The organism is Enterococcus faecalis (assembly GCF_029024925.1).
GTDB lineage: Bacteria > Bacillota > Bacilli > Lactobacillales > Enterococcaceae > Enterococcus > Enterococcus faecalis.
The window spans coordinates 1,475,927-1,496,228 of the sequence record NZ_CP118962.1 but is presented as its reverse complement, the minus strand read 5'-3'; the positions used below and the strand labels follow the sequence as shown (position 1 = coordinate 1,496,228).

The 20,302-nt window shown below is 37.7% G+C and carries 23 protein-coding genes; 17 read left to right on the top strand and 6 right to left on the bottom strand.

Annotated elements, in window-relative coordinates:
• Positions 1–114 precede the first annotated feature (114 nt).
• Together PYW42_RS07360 and PYW42_RS07355 are read left to right on the top strand one after the other, a co-directional pair.
• Positions 115–1,293 carry a pyridoxal phosphate-dependent aminotransferase gene (locus tag PYW42_RS07360; RefSeq protein ID WP_002364035.1) on the top strand — a complete coding sequence of 393 codons (1,179 nt, stop codon included), beginning with the start codon at positions 115–117 and terminating at the stop codon, positions 1,291–1,293.
• A gap of 110 nt (positions 1,294–1,403) precedes the next feature.
• The gene (locus PYW42_RS07355; RefSeq protein ID WP_002357425.1) at positions 1,404–2,294 is read left to right on the top strand and encodes a phosphate ABC transporter substrate-binding protein PstS family protein; all 891 of its coding nucleotides are present in this window, start codon (positions 1,404–1,406) and stop codon (positions 2,292–2,294) included.
• A gap of 41 nt (positions 2,295–2,335) precedes the next feature.
• Here the strand turns inward: PYW42_RS07355 and pnpS are convergent, their stop codons facing one another.
• Both pnpS and PYW42_RS07345 read right to left on the bottom strand, forming a co-directional pair.
• On the bottom strand, positions 2,336–4,111 hold the full coding sequence (pnpS, locus tag PYW42_RS07350; protein WP_002390658.1) for a two-component system histidine kinase PnpS: 1,776 nt from the start codon (positions 4,109–4,111) through the stop codon (positions 2,336–2,338).
• Positions 4,108–4,818: a response regulator transcription factor gene (locus tag PYW42_RS07345; RefSeq protein ID WP_002357427.1), complete on the bottom strand. Its 711-nt coding sequence runs from the start codon at positions 4,816–4,818 to the stop codon at positions 4,108–4,110. The genes pnpS and PYW42_RS07345 overlap by 4 nt, the downstream gene beginning before the upstream one ends.
• Before the next feature lie 162 nt (positions 4,819–4,980).
• Here PYW42_RS07345 and PYW42_RS07340 point away from each other — a divergent pair, with 162 nt between their 5' ends.
• The 3 genes from PYW42_RS07340 (at position 4,981) to ffh (ending at position 7,290) form a co-directional block, all read left to right on the top strand.
• Positions 4,981–5,445 (top strand): 2-thiouracil desulfurase family protein, encoded by a 465-nt coding sequence (locus PYW42_RS07340; protein WP_002357428.1) that lies wholly within the window; start codon positions 4,981–4,983, stop codon positions 5,443–5,445.
• Positions 5,446–5,528: 83 nt separating this feature from the next.
• Positions 5,529–5,867, top strand: a complete 339-nt coding sequence (locus PYW42_RS07335; RefSeq protein WP_002357429.1) for a putative DNA-binding protein — start codon at positions 5,529–5,531, stop codon at positions 5,865–5,867.
• A gap of 4 nt (positions 5,868–5,871) precedes the next feature.
• The gene (ffh, locus tag PYW42_RS07330; RefSeq protein ID WP_002409459.1) at positions 5,872–7,290 is read left to right on the top strand and encodes a signal recognition particle protein; all 1,419 of its coding nucleotides are present in this window, start codon (positions 5,872–5,874) and stop codon (positions 7,288–7,290) included.
• A gap of 74 nt (positions 7,291–7,364) precedes the next feature.
• Here ffh and PYW42_RS07325 read toward each other — a convergent pair whose 3' ends face one another.
• Complete coding sequence (locus PYW42_RS07325; protein WP_002377293.1) at positions 7,365–8,120, bottom strand: MerR family transcriptional regulator; 756 nt, start codon at positions 8,118–8,120, stop codon at positions 7,365–7,367.
• Between the two features lie 117 nt (positions 8,121–8,237).
• Entirely contained in the window at positions 8,238–8,792 is a 555-nt protein-coding gene (locus tag PYW42_RS07320; RefSeq protein WP_002357432.1) for an NADPH-dependent FMN reductase, read from the bottom strand.
• 141 nt (positions 8,793–8,933) lie between these two features.
• Between PYW42_RS07320 and PYW42_RS07315 the strand changes: the two genes are divergently transcribed.
• The 9 genes from PYW42_RS07315 to PYW42_RS07275 all read left to right on the top strand — a co-directional run bounded on the left by PYW42_RS07315 (position 8,934) and on the right by PYW42_RS07275 (position 16,514).
• Entirely contained in the window at positions 8,934–9,737 is an 804-nt protein-coding gene (locus PYW42_RS07315; protein ID WP_002378368.1) for a GNAT family N-acetyltransferase, read from the top strand.
• Between the two features lie 146 nt (positions 9,738–9,883).
• Positions 9,884–10,159: a 30S ribosomal protein S16 gene (rpsP, locus tag PYW42_RS07310; protein WP_002357434.1), complete on the top strand. Its 276-nt coding sequence runs from the start codon at positions 9,884–9,886 to the stop codon at positions 10,157–10,159.
• 11 nt (positions 10,160–10,170) lie between these two features.
• A complete protein-coding gene (locus PYW42_RS07305; protein ID WP_002357435.1) occupies positions 10,171–10,416 on the top strand; it encodes a KH domain-containing protein in 246 nt (81 codons plus the stop codon).
• Between the two features lie 120 nt (positions 10,417–10,536).
• On the top strand, positions 10,537–11,103 hold the full coding sequence (locus PYW42_RS07300; protein ID WP_002357436.1) for a hypothetical protein: 567 nt from the start codon (positions 10,537–10,539) through the stop codon (positions 11,101–11,103).
• Between the two features lie 214 nt (positions 11,104–11,317).
• The gene (gene rnz / locus PYW42_RS07295) at positions 11,318–12,259 is read left to right on the top strand and encodes a ribonuclease Z (protein WP_002361891.1); all 942 of its coding nucleotides are present in this window, start codon (positions 11,318–11,320) and stop codon (positions 12,257–12,259) included.
• Entirely contained in the window at positions 12,260–13,048 is a 789-nt protein-coding gene (locus PYW42_RS07290; protein WP_002377298.1) for an SDR family NAD(P)-dependent oxidoreductase, read from the top strand.
• Between the two features lie 16 nt (positions 13,049–13,064).
• Complete coding sequence (locus PYW42_RS07285; protein WP_002357439.1) at positions 13,065–13,532, top strand: LapA family protein; 468 nt, start codon at positions 13,065–13,067, stop codon at positions 13,530–13,532.
• A 154-nt stretch (positions 13,533–13,686) separates the two neighbouring features.
• A complete protein-coding gene (gene recJ / locus PYW42_RS07280) occupies positions 13,687–15,999 on the top strand; it encodes a single-stranded-DNA-specific exonuclease RecJ (protein ID WP_275063412.1) in 2,313 nt (770 codons plus the stop codon).
• Between the two features lie 2 nt (positions 16,000–16,001).
• The gene (locus tag PYW42_RS07275; RefSeq protein WP_002357441.1) at positions 16,002–16,514 is read left to right on the top strand and encodes an adenine phosphoribosyltransferase; all 513 of its coding nucleotides are present in this window, start codon (positions 16,002–16,004) and stop codon (positions 16,512–16,514) included.
• Between the two features lie 105 nt (positions 16,515–16,619).
• Here PYW42_RS07275 and PYW42_RS07270 read toward each other — a convergent pair whose 3' ends face one another.
• Both PYW42_RS07270 and trhA read right to left on the bottom strand, forming a co-directional pair.
• Positions 16,620–16,817 (bottom strand): hypothetical protein, encoded by a 198-nt coding sequence (locus PYW42_RS07270; RefSeq protein ID WP_002360203.1) that lies wholly within the window; start codon positions 16,815–16,817, stop codon positions 16,620–16,622.
• A gap of 193 nt (positions 16,818–17,010) precedes the next feature.
• The gene (gene trhA, locus PYW42_RS07265; protein WP_002357443.1) at positions 17,011–17,664 is read right to left on the bottom strand and encodes a PAQR family membrane homeostasis protein TrhA; all 654 of its coding nucleotides are present in this window, start codon (positions 17,662–17,664) and stop codon (positions 17,011–17,013) included.
• A 131-nt stretch (positions 17,665–17,795) separates the two neighbouring features.
• Between trhA and PYW42_RS07260 the strand changes: the two genes are divergently transcribed.
• The 3 genes from PYW42_RS07260 to PYW42_RS07250 all read left to right on the top strand — a co-directional run bounded on the left by PYW42_RS07260 (position 17,796) and on the right by PYW42_RS07250 (position 20,287).
• Entirely contained in the window at positions 17,796–18,638 is an 843-nt protein-coding gene (locus tag PYW42_RS07260; RefSeq protein WP_002357444.1) for a DegV family protein, read from the top strand.
• Between the two features lie 103 nt (positions 18,639–18,741).
• The gene (locus tag PYW42_RS07255) at positions 18,742–19,641 is read left to right on the top strand and encodes an SGNH/GDSL hydrolase family protein (RefSeq protein ID WP_002365717.1); all 900 of its coding nucleotides are present in this window, start codon (positions 18,742–18,744) and stop codon (positions 19,639–19,641) included.
• Positions 19,634–20,287, top strand: coding sequence for a YpmS family protein (locus PYW42_RS07250; protein WP_025189133.1), 654 nt, complete (start codon positions 19,634–19,636; stop codon positions 20,285–20,287). Before PYW42_RS07255 ends, PYW42_RS07250 begins: the two co-directional genes overlap by 8 nt.
• Positions 20,288–20,302: the final 15 nt, after the last annotated feature.

Below are 20,302 nucleotides of genomic sequence, written 5' to 3'. Positions count from 1 at the left end.
TCTCTGTCGTTTTTTTGAGATATTTATAATAAAAATCTAGCGAAACAATGAGAAAATCATTCATTTTACGGTCAATTTGTGCTACTATAACGTCAACTGAAGGAGTGAAGCTAAATGGATTTAACCAATCGTTTTAATCGTCAAGTAAATAAAATTGCTGTTTCTTTAATTCGTCAATTTGACGAACAAGTCTCAGGAATTGAAGGTATTTTAAAATTAACGCTAGGAGAGCCGGATTTTAACACACCTGAGCATGTCAAAAAAGCAGCCAAAGAAGCAATTGATGCGAATTTTTCTCATTATACAGGGATGTCTGGTTTATTAGATGTCCGTGAAGCAGCCGCTTATTTTATGAAAGAAAAGTACCATTTGACTTACCAGCCTGGGACAGAAATTTTAGTAACAGTTGGAGCAACAGAAGCGATTTCAGCTTCGTTATTAGCAATTTTAGAACAAGGTGACAAAGTGCTATTGCCAGCACCTATTTACCCAGGGTATGAACCAATTATTACATTGGCGGGGGCGGAACCGGTATATTTGGATACACGAGGCAACGATTTTGTCTTGACCCCTGAAATGATTGAAGCGGCAATGGCCGAGCATGGGGAACAAGTCAAAGCAATTATTTTAAATTATCCTAGCAACCCAACTGGTGTCACCTATAACCGCCAAGAGTTGCAAGCAATTGCTGATGTTCTAAAAAAATACGACATTTTTGTGATTAGTGATGAAATTTATAGTGAGTTAACTTATGATGAGAGTCATGTTTCGATTGCTGAAATGTTACGTGACCAAACGATTTTAATTAACGGTTTGTCGAAATCACATGCCATGACAGGCTGGCGGATTGGCTTTATTTTTGCACCAGCGATTTTAACAGCGGAGATCATTAAAGTTCATCAGTATTTAGTTACTGCGGCTGCAACAGTGTCTCAAAAAGCGGCTGTTCGTGCCTTAATCGAAGGAATGCATGATGCTGAAATTATGAAAGAAGAGTATCGGAAACGGCGCGATTTTGTTTATGAACAGATGACTCAATTGGGGTTTGAGGTTGCGCGTCCAAATGGCGCCTTTTATATTTTTGCTAAGATTCCTACTGGTTATGAACAAGATTCTATGAAATTTTGTATTGATTTAGCGCAAAAAGAAGCAGTAGCGTTGATTCCAGGTATTTCTTTTGGTCCAGAAGCAGAAGGATACGTCCGAATTAGTTATGCGTCCGATATGGATAAATTAACAACGGCCATGGAACGAATCGCACATTACATGGCGACACAACGCGTAACGCACTAGCCTTTATAGATTCTTTACACACCTTTACCTTTTATTTACATTTAATTGAAACAGAATTAACAGAGTCTTGGTAGACTAAACTTGTAACTAATTGAAAAGGAAGTGCAAAGATGAAAAAACGTGTAATTGCAGCAACTATGCTGAGTCTAGGGTTATTATTAACTGGGTGCGGAGCTCAAGGAGGCACAACTGAAAAATCCAGCGAAGCGGATAGTAACAAACCAGTTAAAATTGTCGCTGTTGGTTCCACCGCTTTACAACCGTTAGTAGATGCTGCGAAAGATCAATTTACACAAGAACATCCCAATTATACAGTTTCTGTCCAAGGTGGCGGCAGCGGAACAGGACTTTCGCAAGTTGCAGATGGCGCAGTGACCATTGGAAATTCCGATGTGTTTGCCGAAGAGAAAGATGGCGTGGATGCCTCTAAATTAGTTGATCATCGGGTGGCCGTGGTTGGTATGGGACCAGTGGTCAACAAAGAAGTCGGCGTGAAGAATTTAACGAAGCAACAATTGATTGATGTCTTTACTGGCAAAGTCAAAAACTGGAAAGAAGTGGGCGGCAAAGATCAAGAAATCGTCGTAATAAATCGCGCAAACGGAAGTGGCACCCGAGCAACATTTGAAAAATGGGGCTTAGATGGAGCTAAACCAGTTCAATCACAAGAACAAGATTCTTCGGGAACAGTTCGTAAAATTGTTGAACAAACACCAGGAGCAATCAGCTATTTAGCTTTTTCTTATATGGATGATTCCACCGTTGCCTTAAGCATTGATGGTGTTGAACCAAAAGAAGAACACGTGAAAGACAATTCATGGAAAATCTGGTCTTATGAACATATGTATACAAAAGGGGAGCCTAATAAAGAAGTAAAAGCCTTCTTAGACTATATGGTCACCGATGATGTTCAAAAGACAATTGTCAAAGACTTAGGTTATTTAGCCATCACAGACATGCAAGTAGAACGTGATGTAAATGGAAAAGTAACTGAAAAATAAACAAAAAAACTCAGCCAATAAACAGGATTGGCTGAGTTTTTTTAGGCTTCTTTTTTTGTTAAAGGCAAGGTGATTGTAAAAGTGGTCCCTAAGCCTAAGTGACTATCAATGGCGATTTTACCGCCTAATAATTCTGTGTAATTTTGGACAATAGCTAGACCTAGACCGGTGCCACCAGAATGACGGCTACGTGCTTTATCGACACGATAGAACCGTTCAAAGATCCGTTCTTGGTCTTTTTGACTAATGCCAATGCCAGTATCTTGAACAGATAAACGTAATTGCTGATTTTCAATAGCATAAGAAATAGTAATCTGTCCATTTTCTTGGGAATACTGAATGGCATTTTCAATTAGATTCTTCACGATTGGATAAAACAATTCGTATTTGGTGAAAAACTGGCTCTCTGGCAGACCATGAACGACTGTTTTCAGCTGTTTTGCTGCCAATTGTTGCTGATAAGAACCGAGAATTTCTGTAATAAATTTTTCTAAAGTAATTTCTTGTTCTGCATAAGGAATTGTCGCGCTGCCCCGAGAAAGTTCTAAAATTTCTTGAATTAATTGTTGCAGACGCTGGGCATCTTTTTGCATGATGTGCAAAAATTGATTAAGGACTTCCGGATCTTCTTTGGCGCCGTCTATGAGTGTCTCGGTAAAGCCTAAAAGAGAAGTGACAGGCGTTTTTAATTCATGAGACACGTTTGATACAAAATCTTTTTGCATTTTTTCTAGTTGGCGAACGCGCGTTAAATCATAGGCAATTCCTAACACTTGATAATCATTGGCGCTTTGATCATCCAAGTAACGAAGAGAAAGATCTAATCGTAAAGGTGTGGGTCCTTGTGTCACAGTGATTTCTTGATGTAAACTGTTTTTTTCAGCAACGACTTGATGGATTAAATGAATCAAATCGGCGTCTTGAATCACTTCGAGATAATTGCTTTGCATATTTTTAGCAGAGAGTCCTAACATTTCCTGCATTTTAGGGTTCAACAGACGAAGCCGTCCTTGCGTATCAATGATAAAGACACCAATCATCAACTCATCTAAAAGTTCGTGAAATTGCTCATCCGCAGACGTATACGCTTTATACGTTTGACTTACTTGTTGACTCAGTAAGTTAATAGTTTCGTAAAGTTCATTCCATTCAGAAGATTGCTGGATAATGGATCGATTTTCATCTGGATGTTTAAGCATTCGTTTCAGAATCGGTAAGACAGTCACTAGCGGTTGATTTTTTTGCCGTAACAATAAAAAGATAAACAAGGTAATTAGTAGGAACAAGATGCCAAATGTAAAGATAATATAGCGACGAAAAGATTGGATATTTTTAGAAAATAGCGCGGTTTGTTCCGAAATCCGAATAATTCCAACGATTTCTCCTGATTTTAAAACAGGCGTGGCAACGTACAGAAGTTCTTTATTTAACGTTTTACTCTTTCGTAAAGCTGAACCATAGGTAGCTCCTGATAGAACCGCAGCGATTTCAGGTCGTTTTTTGTGCGACTCTAGCGGTTCATTTTGGCTGCTGTCAAAAAAGACGGTACCATTTTTTTGCAACAAAGTTACCCGTTCTTCTGCATCATCTAACGCATGGGTGACAAGGAGTTGTTGTTGGTTTGTCAGTTGCCCTTTTTCGAAAACGGAAGGGGGCAACTGGTCTGTTAAAAGGGTATTTTTTCTTCTTAAATAGGTTTCTTGCTGAGCAACCATTTCTTTTTGAAAGAAAAAATTGGTCGCTGCAATACTTCCGACAAATAATAAAAGCATGACTGCCGCAACTAAAAAATATTCAATCCGCAGTCTCTTTTTCATCGTTTTGGCTCCTGAAAACGGTAGCCAAAGCCACGGACAGTTACTAAGTAAACGGGCCGTTTGGGATCGGGCTCGATTTTATCACGTAAATGACTAATGTGGACATCGACGATGCGACTTTGTCCAGCGAAGTCATATTGCCAAATTCGTTCCAACAAGGTTTCCCGATTAATGACCCGATCTTTGCGTTTCATGAAGTAAACGAGTAATTCAAATTCTTTCGGTGTTAGCTCAATGGGCTGATTGCGCACAAAGACTTCATAATTTTGTTCATCTACACGAATCTCGCCAATCACAAGCGGAGCTTTAGGTGTGTCCTCTTGAAGCGTTTCGGTCGTGGTAGGTTTTAAACGACGAAAGATAGCTTTCATGCGTGCTAGGACTTCTCTGGGACTAAAAGGTTTTGTTAAATAATCATCTGCCCCAATTTCTAAGCCGATGATTTTATCTACTTGTTCATCTTTGGCAGTTAAAATCAAAATAGGCGTGTCAATTTTTTCTCGACGAAGTGCTTTGGTAATTTCTAAGCCATCCATACCAGGAAGCATTACATCTAAAATTATAAAATCATATTGATTAGACAAAGCTAATTCGAAGCCGTTTTTACCATCTTCGGAAGTAGTCACCTGATAGCCTTCTTTTTCCAAATTAAAGGTTAACAAAGTTAAAATCGATGGTTCATCATCGACGACAAGAACTTTTTTCATTTACATAACTCCTTCAAGAAATTTCTGAAAATAAGTGTATATTTCACTATTGTTAGTTTAACATATTTTTAGAGGAAGAACGTACTTTAAAGTAAGCGAGAATGCTACTTTTGAGAAAAGTCAACTCATGGTATAATAGAGAAATGAAATGAGGAGAAGCGAATGATTGGTATTAGTAGTTGCTTAGGTGGGATTTGTTGCCGTTACGATGGAAAATCTCAAGAACAAGAAGCGTTAAAACAACTTGTAACTAATGGAAAAGCAATAATGATTTGTCCCGAAGTTTTAGGAGAGTTGCCCATTCCACGTCCGCCAGCAGAAATCATTGGCGGGGACGGCTTTGATGTTTGGGCGAATACTGCTTATGTATATACGGATAATGGGGAAGATGTCACTGAGGCATTTAAAGCAGGGGCACAGCGCGCGTATCAAAAATTAAAAACTCAACAAATTACAACCTTGATCTTGAAAGAAAAAAGTCCCAGCTGTGGCAGCCAGCTGATTTATGATGGACAATTTTCTGGCATTAAAAAAGCTGGAGTTGGAGTCGCAACTGCTTATTTTATTCAACAAGGAATGACCGTTTATTCTGAAGAAACATGGCAACTTGCGGACATTTCTTTTTAAAAGGTAAAAACTTAGTAAAAAAAGATTGACTATTCCCTATGAAATCGGTAACCTATAAGGGATTGAAGATGGGAGCACGGCTCATGGAAATGGAAAAAACAAACCGCATGAATGCGTTATTTGAATTTTATTCGACATTATTAACGGAAAAGCAGATGAATTATATGGAGCTTTACTATGCTGATGACTTTTCTTTAGGAGAAATTGCGGAAGAATATGAGGTTAGTCGCCAAGCGGTTTATGATAACATTAAACGAACCGAAAAAATTTTAGAAGAATACGAAAAAAAGTTACATCTTTATTCAAACTATGTTGTACGGAAAGAATATCTTGAACAACTACAGCAGTATGTTCAAGAAACTTATCCCAAAGATAGTGAAATCAAAAAATATATTGAACAAATTCAAGAAATAGAGGAATGAAACTATGGCTTTTGAGAGTTTAACAAACCGCCTACAACAGGCAATGAGTAAAATCCGTCGTAAGGGAAAAGTTTCCGAAGCCGACGTAAAAGAAATGATGCGAGAAATCCGTTTGGCTTTATTAGAAGCCGACGTTAATTTACAAGTGGTCAAAGATTTCACAAAACGCGTCAGAGAACGGGCAGTAGGAGTCGAAGTATTAGAAAGCTTATCACCAGCCCAACAAATTGTAAAAATTGTTGATGAAGAATTAACGAAAACGTTAGGTTCAGAAACGGTTGAATTGAATAAATCTTCAAAAATCCCAACAGTGATTATGATGACAGGGTTACAAGGGGCTGGTAAAACAACTTTTACTGGTAAATTAGCCAAACACTTAATGAAAACTGAAAACGCTCGTCCGCTTTTAATCGCTGGTGACGTTTATCGTCCAGCAGCGATTGATCAGTTGAAGGTTTTAGGTCAACAATTAGAAGTTCCCGTTTTTGATATGGGAACAGATGCTAATCCAGTGGAAATTGTTCGTCAAGGGTTAGCATTAGCAAAAGAAAAGAAAAATGATTATGTCTTAATTGATACGGCCGGCCGTTTACACATTGACGAAGCTTTAATGGACGAATTGAAACAAATTAAAGAGTTGGCTAATCCCAATGAAATTCTGTTAGTTGTTGATGCGATGACGGGGCAAGATGCTGTCAACGTTGCAGATAGTTTTAATGAACAGCTTGGAATTACTGGGGTTGTTATTACCAAAATGGACGGCGATACTCGTGGGGGGGCTGCGCTGTCAATTCGGGCAGTAACGGGCGCTCCGATTAAATTTGTCGGTTCTGGTGAAAAATTAACTGATTTAGAAATTTTCCATCCCGATCGTATGTCGAGTCGTATCCTAGGTATGGGGGACATGTTGACGCTAATTGAAAAAGCGCAACAAGATTACGATGAGAAAAAAGCAGAAGAACTTGCTCAAAAAATGAAAGAAAACAGTTTTGACTTTAACGATTTCATTGAGCAATTGGATCAAGTTATGGGCATGGGACCGATTGAAGACTTATTAAAAATGATCCCTGGAATGAGTAACATGCCTGGTATTGAAAATGTCAAAGTCGATCCAAAAGATGTGGCACGGAAACGGGCGATGGTCTTATCAATGACCCCTGCAGAACGTGAAAATCCTGATCTATTAAATCCTAGTCGCCGCCGCAGAATTGCAGCTGGTTCAGGAAATAGTGTGGTTGAAGTCAATCGCATGATTAAACAATTTAAAGAATCCAAAAAAATGATGCAACAAATGTCCAAAGGGGATATGAATATTCCTGGTATGGATCAAATGTTAGGTGGCGGCGTTAAAGGCAAGCTAGGTAAAATGGCCATGAATCGCATGATGAAGAAAAACAAAAAGAAGAAAAAGAAAAAAAGATAAACAGGCTTTAGTTAATTATCGTAAGAAACAGAAAGTGCGCCATCAGTCGAAGAGACTGATGGCGCACTTTCTGTTTAAGCGTAGTTTTGGATAATTGCGTTTAACGCTTCGGCAAAACCAGCACCGTGTTGTTCATAATATGACGTAAATCGTTCATCGCCAACATACATAAGGCCTAACCCTTTGTGTGCTTCTGGCGAATAGCTTGACCAAGAGTACATTAACCAATCTTTGTGTAATTGGAAAATTTCTTGCGCAAGTTGACTAGTCAACTTGGGTGATTTTTGATACATGGCTAACTTAGAAAATAAATCTTTTTCCACGTTCTGCATTGCTTGCATGTCTTTTTCCGTCAAGTTTAAATATTTTTTGTTGGCTTGTTCAATCGTTTCGTTGCCATATTTTTCCCGAATCTCTTTACCATATTTTTCTTCGTTTTCTTGAACTCGTTGTTGTTTGAATGCTTCGAATTTTTGCTGATCTGACATGTTTATCTCTCCTTTGTAATGGTGTAAGGTTTGTTGAACAGAGGCTAAAAGACGATCAATTTCATTGCGCTTTTCCAATAGTTTTTGTTGATGCTCGTATAAAGCCTGTTCAACATTAAAGTCAGGTTGCTCCAAAATTTCTTTAATTTCATCTAGTTTCAGATCCAATTCACGGTAAAAAAGAATTTGTTGCAAACGATTCACCTCGGCTTGCCCGTAAATTCGATAACCAGAAGAATTAATTCTGGCTGGTTGAAGAAGACCAATTTCATCATAATATCGTAACGTCCGTGCACTGACGCCAGATAGTGAAGCCATTTTTTTAATTGTATATTCCATCATTCATTCCTCCTGACAAAATCTATCATAAACCTTTACGTAACGAGAGGGTCAAGCAAAAAAATAAAAAAAGTGAGACAACCTGTAAAAAGTTGCCTCACTTTTTCTCGATTGATTCAATTAGGCAGTTAAGCGATTAAAGAAATCCACGTAAGCATCTACAATTGATTGTAAGAAGCCAACAGTGCCATCAATAATTTTACCATCTTCACCAATTAAGTTCGTAATACCGCCAATATAGGCTTCAGGTTGTTGTAAAGTTGGAACATTTAAGAAGACTAATGATTGTCTTAAATGATGGTTCGCACCAAATCCGCTAATTGCACCTGGTGAAACACTCACCACAAGTCCTGGTTTTTTATCCCAAACGCTTTCGCCATACGGACGTGAACCGACATCCAATGCATTTTTTAAAACAGCTGGTACTGAACGGTTATATTCTGGTGTTACAAACATCACACCATCTACTTGTTTGACTTCTTCACGGAATGTTGTCCAAGCTTCGGTGGGGGTTCCTTCATCATCCAAATCTTGATTGTATAATTCTAAATCACCAATGTTAATAAAAACAGGTTCGAAATCAGCTGGAAATAAGTCCGCCATTGTTTTTGCTACCAATTTGTTAAATGAATCTTTTCTTAAACTCCCTACAAAAATACCAATTTTTTTTGTCATGTAAATCCCTCCATTTTTCTTTTACTTACTTTATGATAGTACTTTTTCAAAAAAAGCGCAAACGTTTTATCCTTGTACATTGTTGAACTTCGTAACTTCACGTATAATAGCTAGTAAAAGGATGAGTAAAGGAGCAACTGCTTGAATAAAAAAATAAATTGGCGCCGACAGTTAACACAGTTGGAGAAACAAACATTGACTGAATTAAAAAACAAGGAAATGATTAAACAAGGAACTTTTTATAAATTGGAACAAACATTTCCTGAGGAATCAGCTTATACTTATTATGGTTTATACAGGAAGGAACAAACCATACAAGCGTATATCGTAGGGTATTGTTTTGATGGGGAAACCTTGGAAGCGACGATTGTTGCGCCAAATGTAGGGCCATTTTTTGAAGAACTTGTTCAAGAACTCGAAAAGCAAGCAGCTTTGTGGGGAATGAAAGAAGTCTTTCTCGTGATGGACGACAAGCAATCTGTTGGCCTGAATTATTTTAATAGACAAGGAATTGTGCCAGCTTTTTCAGAACAGTATCTGGTTTTTCAAAGAGAAACTTACTCACAGGATTTGGCGAAGCTGACACTTCTCCGACCACAAGTGGCTGATTTGCATTCCTTGGCTAGGTTACTAGAAGGTACGCCTTTGCCGGAGGACCTTCAACGAACACTTATTTATAAAGAAAACAATCAACTTTTAGCCACGCTACGTTTGGATCATTTTGAAAACGAATGGGGGATTTATGGCTTTGTTGTGACAAAAACGCAACGAGGTCGCGGTCTTGGCCGTCAAGTGTTACAGTCTGCGCTCCGAATGATTTTAGAAAAGTCAGCCTCAGCGACTATTTTTTTAGAAGTTGAAACAGAAAATCAAGCAGCGCTTCATCTCTATCAAACAGAAGGCTTTCAAGTGAGAAACCAGTACAACTATTATCAAATTTTGTAAAAATTCTTCATTATTTCGTTTGTTTTCCTGCAAATTGGCTAAAAAAATTGAAAAAAAGTAAAGGTGTCAAGAAAAAACTCTTTACAGGTTGTTGTTAATCTGTTAAACTAACTCTTGTGATTAAGTTAATGGAGGTGTATTTAATAATGGCAGTTAAAATTCGTTTAAAACGTATGGGTTCTAAAAAGAGTCCTTTTTACCGTATTGTAGTAGCTGATTCTCGTTCTCCTCGTGATGGACGTTTCATCGAAACTGTAGGTACTTACAACCCTTTGAAAGACCCTGCAGAAGTAGTTTTAAAAGAAGATTTAGTTTTAGATTGGTTATCTAAAGGTGCGCAACCTTCTGATACAGTTCGTAACATCCTTTCAAAAGAAGGCGTTATGAAAAAACATCATGAAGCTAAAAACGTTAAGAAATAAGGTGATTGAATATGGCAGATGTGAAAGAGTTAATTTTAACTATTGTCCGTCCGTTAGTCAGTCAACCTGAAGCAGTCTCATTAGAAATTGAGGAATCAACTGATTTCCTCGAGTATAATTTGACTGTGGCCAAAGAAGATATTGGACGTATCATTGGTAAACAAGGGCGTGTTGCAAAAGCAATTCGGACAATTGTTTATAGTGTACGTATCGATGGTCCGAAAAAGGTCCGTTTAAATATTCTTGATGGTAAATAAGCATTAACAAGGAGGTAGCCTAGCTATCTTCTTTTTTTATACATAACCAAAAAGTTTTCATTGCTAGAGACAGGCCTTTCTTGCTAAAATAGATGTATCCAGAATAAAGGAGCGATTTGTATGGCAAAACGAATTATCATTATGAACTTTGATATTGAAAGTAAATCGTACCAAGCATTTTCCGAAATAAAAAAGATGCAGGCAGAAAGACAGCTTAAAGGTGAGCAAATGGCGGTTGTTACGCATGTTAATGATGGCCAGCATCAATTTAAAATCAATGATTTTATCGATTTTACAGGCAACAATCATACATCAAAAGATAGCATGATTGGAATGCTAGTAGGCATATTAGGTGGTCCTCTGGGCATTCTTTTTGGCTGGTTTGCTGGAAGTATGTATGGTGCAAGCAAAGACGCCAAAGAAATTCAAGAAGCACAAACGGTTTTTGAACATGTGATTCAAAAGATTGATGAAGGACAAACGGGATTGTTATTAATTGCAGAAGAAGAAGACAACCGTCCACTCAACCAGTTGGTTATGTTTGACTTAGGTGGCGAAATCACGCGGCTTGATTTAGAGGAAGTCCAACAAGAAATTAACGATGCGAACGAAGTTGCAAATGAAGCGAAACAATCGTGGCAAGCAAAAAAAGAACAACATAAAGAAGCGACATCGAAAGAAGAATAAGGATCAAAGACTGTTTTCTGAATAAAGGGAAACAGTCTTTTAAAATACTAAGAAATCACGGTTTTTTATGGTAGTTTGCTAATTTTTTGTTATTTTATCGTAAAATACGGTAAAATAAGAAGAAAACTTTGAGAAAATAGATAAATTATTATTTGCTAAAGGAGCAAACTTCTTCTAAAATAAAAAGGAAGTTTAAAAGAAAGTATGGTAGCAGATGGAAATACAATTTTTAGGAACTGGCGCTGGTGTACCAGCAAAACATCGCAATGTCACAGGAATTGCGTTGAAATTATTAGATGAACGAAATGCAGTTTGGCTCTTTGATTGTGGTGAAGGGACGCAATTGCAAATTTTAAAAAGTAGTATTCGCCCAAGAAAAATTGAAAAGATTTTTATTACACATTTACATGGGGATCATATTTTTGGTTTACCTGGTTTGTTAAGTAGTCGTTCTTTTCAGGGCGGGACAGAACCTTTAGAAATCTATGGACCAGTTGGGGTTGCTGACTTTGTCAAGACTTCTTTACGGGTCTCGCAATCGCGGTTGTCCTATCCACTGAAATTTATTGAATTAACGAAAGAAAATGACGTTATTTTTAAAGATAAACAATTCACTGTTCGCTGTAATATCTTGGACCATGGCATCACGAGCTTTGGCTATCGAATTGAGGAAGCAGCGCATGAAGGAGAATTACAAGTAGAGAAACTTCAAGCTTTAGGGATTCCTTCTGGGCCATTGTATGGCAAACTCAAACGTGGTGAAACGATTGTTTTTGATGGACAGGAAATTAATGGACAAGCGTTTGTGGGAGAGCGTAAACCTGGGCGAATCGTGACGATTTTAGGAGACACTCGCAAAACCAAAAATAGTGTAACTTTAGCACGACGAGCGGATGTTTTAGTCCATGAAAGTACGTTTAATAAACACGAAGCAAAAATGGCAAAAGCCTACTTCCACTCAACCAGTCAACAAGCAGCTGAAGTTGCAAAAGAAGCGCAAGTAAAACAACTTATCTTAACGCATATTAGTGCCCGTTATTTAACCAAAGAGGCCTATCAGCTTCAAGAAGAAGCCCAAGAAATTTTCCCCAATACAAAAATCGTGAAAGATATGGATATCATTGAGATTCCATTTGCCAATGAAGGAGGAGCTTAGATGGATTTAACAAATAAAGTCGTTGTCGTAACTGGAGGTTCAGCTGGTTTAGGTGAACAAATTTGTTATGAAGCAGCTAAACAAGGAGCGGTCGTCGTTGTCTGCGCCCGCAGAATTAATTTGATTGGTAAAGTTCGCGAGCAGTGTGCCGCTTTAAGCGGACGAGAAGCATTTTCTTATCAATTAGATATTGCCGATCCAGAAAGTGTTGAACGTGTGGTTGAAGCTATTTCAGCAGAAGTTGGTTCTATAGATGTTTTAGTCAACAATGCTGGTTTTGGCTTGTTTGAAAATTTTGTTGAAATTGACTTGGCTGTCGCACGCCAAATGTTTGATGTCAACGTTCTAGGAATGATGACGTTTACTCAAAAAGTAGCTATTAAAATGATTGAAGCTGGGCAAGGACATATTATCAACGTTGCTTCAATGGCTGGGAAGATGGCTACAGCTAAATCAACCGTTTATTCTGCAACGAAATTTGCTGTGTTAGGTTTTTCAAATGCTTTACGTTTAGAATTGAAACCGTTGGGTGTAGCAGTAACGACTGTCAATCCAGGACCAATCCAAACAGAATTCTTTGATAAGGCGGACCCGACAGGCACTTATCTAGCTGCGGTGGATAAAATTGTTTTAGACCCTACGAAATTAGCGAAAGAAGTGGTTGGGAGTATGGGGACTTCTCGACGTGAGATTAATCGTCCGTTTGTCATGGAAGCAGCTGCCCGCTTTTATACATTGTTTCCACATTTAGGAGATTTCATAGCGGGAAATATTTTAAATAAAAAATAAAGGAGTCGATCAAGTCATGAAAAATCAATGGCGTGTTATTTTGGGCCTTGTGTTGGTCTTAATTGTTGTTATTTTTGCTGTTTTAAATAATCAAGCTGTTCCAGTAAACTTTGGTTTTACTAAAATTAGTGGACCGTTAATCTTAATTATTTTAGGTTCTGCAATTATTGGCGCACTAGTTGGGTTACTAACCTCCACAACCACCATTTGGAACCAACGTAAGGAATTAAAAGCTGTACAAAAAGAGTTGGATATTTATAAAAATGATATGGATAAATTAGTCAAAGAAGAAACGGAAAAAGTTCAACGTTCTTTTGATAATCAATTGGCTGATTTGCAAGCCAAACAAGCGGCAGCACCACAAGTCGCAGAACCAGTGGTCAACGAACAAACATCAAACACAGAAGTAGACGCAACGCCTGTGTCAGGTAGTCGTATTGATCGTTATGTGAAACCTCGTGTGAATGAAGAGGAACAAAAATAAGGAAGAGACTTTATCACTAAGTTTCTTTTAAAATAAAACTGTGATATCTGCTATTTATCTAACAGATATCACAGTTTTTTTCTCAGATTTAAAAAAATGCTTTCTTTAGTTTTTGGAAAAATTTTGCTATAATTACTTGGTTAGGAGTGACGTCGTGAAAAAATCAAACTATCAATGGCAGTTACAGACAAAGACAGAATTACCTGTAGAATTTATAGAACAATTAAAAAAAGAAGAAATTAATCCATTAATTGGCCAACTTTTATGGCACCGCAATATCCGGACAGAAGAAGCATTACGTAAGTTTCTACATCCGACTATCGAAGATATTTATGATCCGTTCTTAATGCATGATATGGAGAAAGCGGTAGCCCGCATCCAGCAAGCCGTCGAAGCGGGTGAACAAATCCTTGTCTATGGGGATTATGATGCAGATGGCATCACTAGTACCACGGTTATGAAAGAAGCAATCGAATTAGTCGGTGGCATGGTTCAGTACTTTCTACCGAATCGTTTTGTTCATGGATATGGGCCTAATAAAGACGTATTTGCTGAACAAATTGAACAAGGAGTCCAATTAATTGTAACCGTTGATAATGGTGTAGCCGGACATGAAGCAATTAACTACGCTATGGCACAAGGAGTAGATGTAATCGTTACTGACCATCATGAATTGCCTGAACAATTACCAGAAGCCTATGCGATTGTCCACCCTAGACATCCGCAAGGAGACTATCCTTTTGGAGATTTAGCTGGTGTTGGTGTGGCTTTCAAAGTCGCTACTGCGTTACTTGGTGAATTGCCAATTGAGTTATTAGATTTGGTAGCAATTGGGACAATTGCTGACTTGGTTTCATTAACCGATGAAAATAGAACGTTTGTCAAAATGGGCCTTCAAATGATTCAAACTGGTGATCGAATTGGTTTAGACGTTTTATTACAAGAAGCGGGTGTGAAAAAGGAAGCTATTTCAGAAGAATCAATTGGCTTTACCATTGGACCTCGTTTAAACGCATTAGGTCGATTAGGGGAAGCTGCACCAGGTGTTGAATTGATGACTACATTTGATGAAGAACAAGCGCTGGAAATCGCTAAATATATTGATCAACAAAACAATGAACGAAAAGACATTGTAACGACGATTGCCAAAGAAGCCCTGGATTTAATCGACCCGAATGCGCCGGTCCATATTTTAGCGAAACAAGGCTGGCATGAAGGCGTCTTAGGGATTGTCGCGGGCCGCATTATGCAAGAAACGGGGAAACCAACCATTATTTTAGCAATAGATGAATCTGGTACGACCGCTAAAGGCTCTGGACGTAGCATTAGCGCATTGAATCTCTATGAGGCGTTGAACGAAGTGCGTGAGCAATTCACTCATTTTGGTGGGCATCATATGGCAGCGGGAATGACTTTACCTGTTGAAAATATTCCTTTTGTTCAAGAACATTTGGCACACTTTATTGAAAAAAATCAAATTGATATGGCTAATGGACAAGAGTTGCTCATTAGTGAGAGCTTAGCGGTTTCGCAGGCAACGACTACTTTTATTGATCAATTGCGTATTTTGGCGCCTTTTGGGACTGATAATACTGTGCCAACTTTTGTATTTAAGGAAATCACGCCTACGCAAATTCGGCAAATTGGTGCAGATAATGCACATCTGAAATTTCAAATGAATCAAGAAGGGGCACAATTGGATGCAATTGCTTTTCAAATGGGGCCTCAAGCGGATGAACTAGCACAAGGAACCGCCGATGTGGCAGGCCAACTTTCCATCAATGAATGGAATGGTCGTAAGAAACCACAATTAATGGTGACTGATTTTGCTGTATTGGAAAGACAATTATTTGATTTTCGTGGCAAAAATAATCAAACGAAACCAATTCCTTCAGAAGCAACAGCTTATCTTTTGTTTGATGAAAAAAATCAAAAATTCATTTCAGATCCAACCGCTAATATTATTGTTTGGTCAAACCAAGAAGAATTGGTGGAAGCTGTTTCTCAAAATCAAATCGAACAACTGGTTTTTGTCGACTGTCCTGTGGAAGCAATCACGGTTAAAGAAATTGTTGAAGCGACTGAGATACAACGTATATACATGATGTTTATTTCACCAGAAGAAGCTTATTTAAACGGTATGGCTTCACGTGAACAATTTGCAACATTGTATAAATTTATTTTGCAGCAAAAAGAAGTAAATCTACGTTCCCAGCTATCGAAGGTGGCAAATTACTTAAATATCCAAGAAAAATTATTAATTTTCATGATACAGGTGTTTTTTGACTTAGGATTTGTTACAATAGAAAGCGGTGTTTTAAACAGTATTGAGAAACCCGACAATCGACCATTGACTGAAAGTCAAGTGTACCAACAACGATTGAAAAAAATAAAAACAGAAGAATTTCTACTTTACAGTGATTGTCAAACAATACAACAATGGCTGTGGAATGAGGAGGACAAATAAAAATGGATTTAAGAGATTACATTGCAAGCATTCCAGATTATCCTGAGAAAGGGATCGTGTTCCGTGACATTTCTCCATTAATGGCTAATGGGGATGCCTATCGTGAAGCAACGAAACAAATCGTGGATTACGCGAAAGAAAAAAGAATTGATATGGTTGTAGGACCGGAAGCTCGTGGCTTTATTGTCGGCTGTCCAGTGGCTTATGAACTAGGGGTTGGCTTTGCTCCGGTTCGTAAAAAAGGAAAACTTCCTCGTGAAACCATCGAAGTGACTTATGACTTAGAATATGGTTCAGATACATTAACGTTGCACAAAGATGCCATCACACCAGGCCAACGTGTTTTGATTTGTGATGACTTGTTAGCAACTGGTGGTACAATTAAAGCAACCATCGAATTAGTCGAACAATTAGGTGGTATTGTGGTTGGTTGTGCGTTCCTAATTGAATTAATGGATTTACATGGCCGCGATAAAATTGATGGCTACGATATTGTTACCTTAATGGAATACTAATCTAATTTAATTAGAAAGAGCGAAGGATTTAATCCTTCGCTCTTTCTTTGACATATTTATAAAAACGGAGCGTAGCTTGGGGGGAACACACCGTTTTATTATTTATTAAGGGAACTTACGATAAACGTATCTTGCTTGCTGTTGTTTACGTGTACGTGTATAACGCTTCTCATCCCATGACATAAACCAAAGAATAAATAACGGCGTCACGATCATAAAAGCAAGACGTAATCCTAATGTTCCCAAAAAAATACCTATAACCAATACAAAAAATAAAAATCCAACACGACGAATTGCTTCCATGTGTATCACCTCTTCATTTGATTCGAACGAGTGTTCGTATTGTTATTATACGAATGTATGTTCGTTTTGTAAAGTCTTTTCTACTAATTTATGTTAAAATAATTCGAAAAGAAGAATAATCCTTTATAATAAAGAGATTTAGGGCAATAAAAGAACACGATGCTTTGAGCATCGTGTTCTTATTGTGCTGTGATTACGTATAAAAGAGAACAGAAAAATACATGAGGATCGCTGCAAGCATGACGAACAAATGCCAAACCACATGCATAAACCGCACATTTTTCAATGAATAGAAGGCTGCACCTAATGTGTAAGACACACCCCCTGCGACCAATAACGCTGTTCCTGTAAACCCAAGAGATTCATATAACGGACGAGCAGCGATGATACAGAGCCAACCTAAAACAATATAAATAATCGTTGAAATGTTTTTCACTGTTTCTTGTTTATGCAACGTGAGGGATTTATAGACAATACCGACGATGGCGATTAACCAAACTAAACTGAATAAAGTCCAACCTAACCAGCCGCCAATACTAATTAAGCAAAATGGCGTATAGCTACCAGCAATCAATAAGAAAATAGAACTATGATCGAAGACCTGAAAGACCTTTTTGGCTCTTGTAAAAATTAAACTATGAAATAACGTTGAAGATAAAAAAAGTAGAATCAACATGGAGCCATAAATAGCATAAGATACCACGTGAATCGGTGAGCCTAAACGAGCTCCTTTAACAAGTAAAATGACTAAGCCAGCAATACTTAAACCTGCGCCTATGCCATGTGTAACTGCATTCAAGACTTCGTTCACGATTAGGTATTTTTTTGAGAAATGCGTTTTTTCCAATAAATTCACTTCCTTTATTTTAATTTGATGAAAAATTCGGCAGTGTCTGTTATACTATAACTAGATAATTAACCGTTTAATGGTATTCTACCATGAAAACAGGTTCCTTTTAAAGAAAGAGTGATAAATTTATGACAAACGTTAAAATCGTAACGGATTCTTCATGTACGATGGAAAAAAGTCTTAGAGATGAATTAAATATCCATATGATGCCTTTATCAATTATGGTTGATGGCGTTGTTTATCCAGATGATGATCATTTGCCAGGCGAAAAATTTATGGACATGATGGCTAATGCGAAGGCCTTACCCAAAACGAGTCAACCACCAATTGGTGAATTTGTAGAATTATATGATCGCTTAGGTGAAGATGGCAGTGAAGTAATTTCGATTCACATGACAAAAGGCTTAAGTGGAACGGTTGAAGCGGCCCGTCAAGCGAGCAACTTATCATCAAGTAAAGTAACGGTGATTGATAGCGATTTTACAGACCAAGGTTTGTCTTTCCAAGTCATTCAAGCAGCAAAATTGGCACAAGCGGGAGCGGGTGTTCCAGAAATTTTAGCTGAAATTGAACGCGTCAAACAAAATACTAAATTATACATTGGCATTTCAACATTGGATAATTTGGTTAAAGGTGGACGAATCAGCCGTACAACAGGATTATTATCAAACATTTTTAATATGAAAGTTGTCATGGACTTTGAAAATACGGAATTGATTCCTGTAGCGAAAGGCCGCGGCGTTAAAACGTTTAATAAATGGTTTGACGAATTGAAATCAGAATTAAGTAAGATTCCAAATGTTCGACAAATTGGCATTTCTCATGCGGATGGGCTAGAACTAGCAAATGGATTCAAAGAAGGATTACAAGCAATCTTTAAAGACATGGATATTCCCGTATTACATACGAATCCAGTCATTGCAACACATACAGGAAAAAATGCCTTTGCTATTATGTACTATACAGACTAAGAAATAACGAGGTTGGGTCTCACTCTTAAATGAGTAGACGCAACCTCTTTCTAACAAGAAAAGGAAAATTTCTTGTTGGTTTATTTAAAAGGAAGTGACGAAGATGAAAAAACAAACACAGCATATTTTGCTGACCGTCTTAACACCTATCCTCATTGCGCTAGGTGTTTTTACATTGTTAAGTGTGGCCATCCCCAAAGCAAAGCCACTATTAAAGCAAGAGAAAGTGGCCACAACTGCTCAAAAAAATCAAAAAGAAGTCATTCATTATACAGCAATCGGTGATTCTTTAACTGAAGGAATTGGCGATTTGACGAATAGTGGAGGTTTTGTTCCTATTGTGGCAGATGATTTAAAAGAACACTACAACTTGAACGGTGTTCAAACAGACAATTTTGGGAAAAATGGGGATCGTAGTGATCAAATTTTAAAACGAATCAAAGAAAAACCTGAAATTCAAAAAGGCCTTGCCTCTGCGGACGTGATTACGCTAACGGTTGGCGGAAATGACTTAATGAAAGTAATTAGTAGTAATATTTTCGACTTGAAAGTCAGCTCGTTCAATCGTCCACAAAAAGCCTATCAACGCCGAGTAAGACGACTACTTGAAGAAATCCGAGAGTACAACGAGAAGGCCCCTATTTATGTCTTAGGAATTTACAATCCCTTCTACTTAAACTTTTCCGAAATTACAGAAATGCAAGAAATCGTTGATAACTGGAATCAAGCAACCGAAGAAATGGTTCAAGAGCAAAAACGAGCCTATTTCATTCCTATCAATGATTTACTCTATAAAGGTCGTGGCGATGAAGTTGGCGTAACTGGTGGTGACTCAGAAACTACAGGAAGTAGTGCTAGCAAAGAGGATTTAAACAATTTGTTATATGAAGAAGATCGCTTCCATCCGAATAATCTTGGCTACCAAATTATGGCCGGAGCTGTCCGGGATGAAATGGTCAAGACAGAGAAAGAATGGATAACCAAATCAGAAGGTAGTGAATAAAATGAATGAAGAAAAGCCAAAAACAAGTAAATCAATTAAAAAGACACAACCAACCAATCTTAAACGAAATCCCTGGAAAATCGCTTTTCTTGTTCTAGTGGGTTTAGTCATTGGTAGTGTAGCTTTCGTAACATTTCGAGCAACACAAGTTCGCGAACCAGATTTAAAGAAAATACCAGCAATTGTTGAAAAAGAAGGCGAGCCAGTCGTCACCATTCAGTCAAAAAAACAACAAGTGAACAAACTGATTGACTTTTATTTAGCCGACTTTCAAAAAGGTTCGGAGATCAAATATAAATTTTATTTAGAAAATGATGCTTTATTAAATGGAACATTTCAGGTGTTAGGGCATGACATTCCTTTTTACTTATATTTTGATCCTTACGTGACGGCGAATGGTAATGTACAATTAAAAGCAAAAAGTTTATCTATAGGAACGTTAGGCTTGCCAATTAAAGAAGTATTGAAATTTGCTAAACGTTCTTACAAACTACCTAAATGGGTTGAAATCAATCCAGATGATCAAACTGTTTTATTACGTTTAGATCAGTTTAGAATGCAAAATGGTCTATTTGTTCGAGCAGAAAAGATTAATTTAGTTGACGATGACATTCGGATGAATATATACTTGCCAAAAGAGAAATAAAAAAGGAGTGTTAGA

What these genes read in the sequence shown, in the direction of transcription:
- ffh (WP_002409459.1), top strand. Translation starts at nt 5,872, where the DNA reads ATGGCTTTTGAGAGTTTAACAAACCGCCTACAACAGGCAATGAGTAAA.
- PYW42_RS07320 (WP_002357432.1), bottom strand. Translation starts at nt 8,792, where the DNA reads ATGACAAAAAAAATTGGTATTTTTGTAGGGAGTTTAAGAAAAGATTCA.
- PYW42_RS07335 (WP_002357429.1), top strand. Translation starts at nt 5,529, where the DNA reads ATGGAAATGGAAAAAACAAACCGCATGAATGCGTTATTTGAATTTTAT.
- PYW42_RS07285 (WP_002357439.1), top strand. Translation starts at nt 13,065, where the DNA reads ATGAAAAATCAATGGCGTGTTATTTTGGGCCTTGTGTTGGTCTTAATT.
- rnz (WP_002361891.1), top strand. Translation starts at nt 11,318, where the DNA reads ATGGAAATACAATTTTTAGGAACTGGCGCTGGTGTACCAGCAAAACAT.
- PYW42_RS07260 (WP_002357444.1), top strand. Translation starts at nt 17,796, where the DNA reads ATGACAAACGTTAAAATCGTAACGGATTCTTCATGTACGATGGAAAAA.
- PYW42_RS07345 (WP_002357427.1), bottom strand. Translation starts at nt 4,818, where the DNA reads ATGAAAAAAGTTCTTGTCGTCGATGATGAACCATCGATTTTAACTTTG.
- PYW42_RS07255 (WP_002365717.1), top strand. Translation starts at nt 18,742, where the DNA reads ATGAAAAAACAAACACAGCATATTTTGCTGACCGTCTTAACACCTATC.
- PYW42_RS07300 (WP_002357436.1), top strand. Translation starts at nt 10,537, where the DNA reads ATGGCAAAACGAATTATCATTATGAACTTTGATATTGAAAGTAAATCG.
- PYW42_RS07360 (WP_002364035.1), top strand. Translation starts at nt 115, where the DNA reads ATGGATTTAACCAATCGTTTTAATCGTCAAGTAAATAAAATTGCTGTT.
- PYW42_RS07355 (WP_002357425.1), top strand. Translation starts at nt 1,404, where the DNA reads ATGAAAAAACGTGTAATTGCAGCAACTATGCTGAGTCTAGGGTTATTA.
- PYW42_RS07270 (WP_002360203.1), bottom strand. Translation starts at nt 16,817, where the DNA reads ATGGAAGCAATTCGTCGTGTTGGATTTTTATTTTTTGTATTGGTTATA.
- PYW42_RS07290 (WP_002377298.1), top strand. Translation starts at nt 12,260, where the DNA reads ATGGATTTAACAAATAAAGTCGTTGTCGTAACTGGAGGTTCAGCTGGT.
- pnpS (WP_002390658.1), bottom strand. Translation starts at nt 4,111, where the DNA reads ATGAAAAAGAGACTGCGGATTGAATATTTTTTAGTTGCGGCAGTCATG.
- rpsP (WP_002357434.1), top strand. Translation starts at nt 9,884, where the DNA reads ATGGCAGTTAAAATTCGTTTAAAACGTATGGGTTCTAAAAAGAGTCCT.
- PYW42_RS07325 (WP_002377293.1), bottom strand. Translation starts at nt 8,120, where the DNA reads ATGATGGAATATACAATTAAAAAAATGGCTTCACTATCTGGCGTCAGT.
- PYW42_RS07340 (WP_002357428.1), top strand. Translation starts at nt 4,981, where the DNA reads ATGATTGGTATTAGTAGTTGCTTAGGTGGGATTTGTTGCCGTTACGAT.
- PYW42_RS07275 (WP_002357441.1), top strand. Translation starts at nt 16,002, where the DNA reads ATGGATTTAAGAGATTACATTGCAAGCATTCCAGATTATCCTGAGAAA.
- PYW42_RS07305 (WP_002357435.1), top strand. Translation starts at nt 10,171, where the DNA reads ATGGCAGATGTGAAAGAGTTAATTTTAACTATTGTCCGTCCGTTAGTC.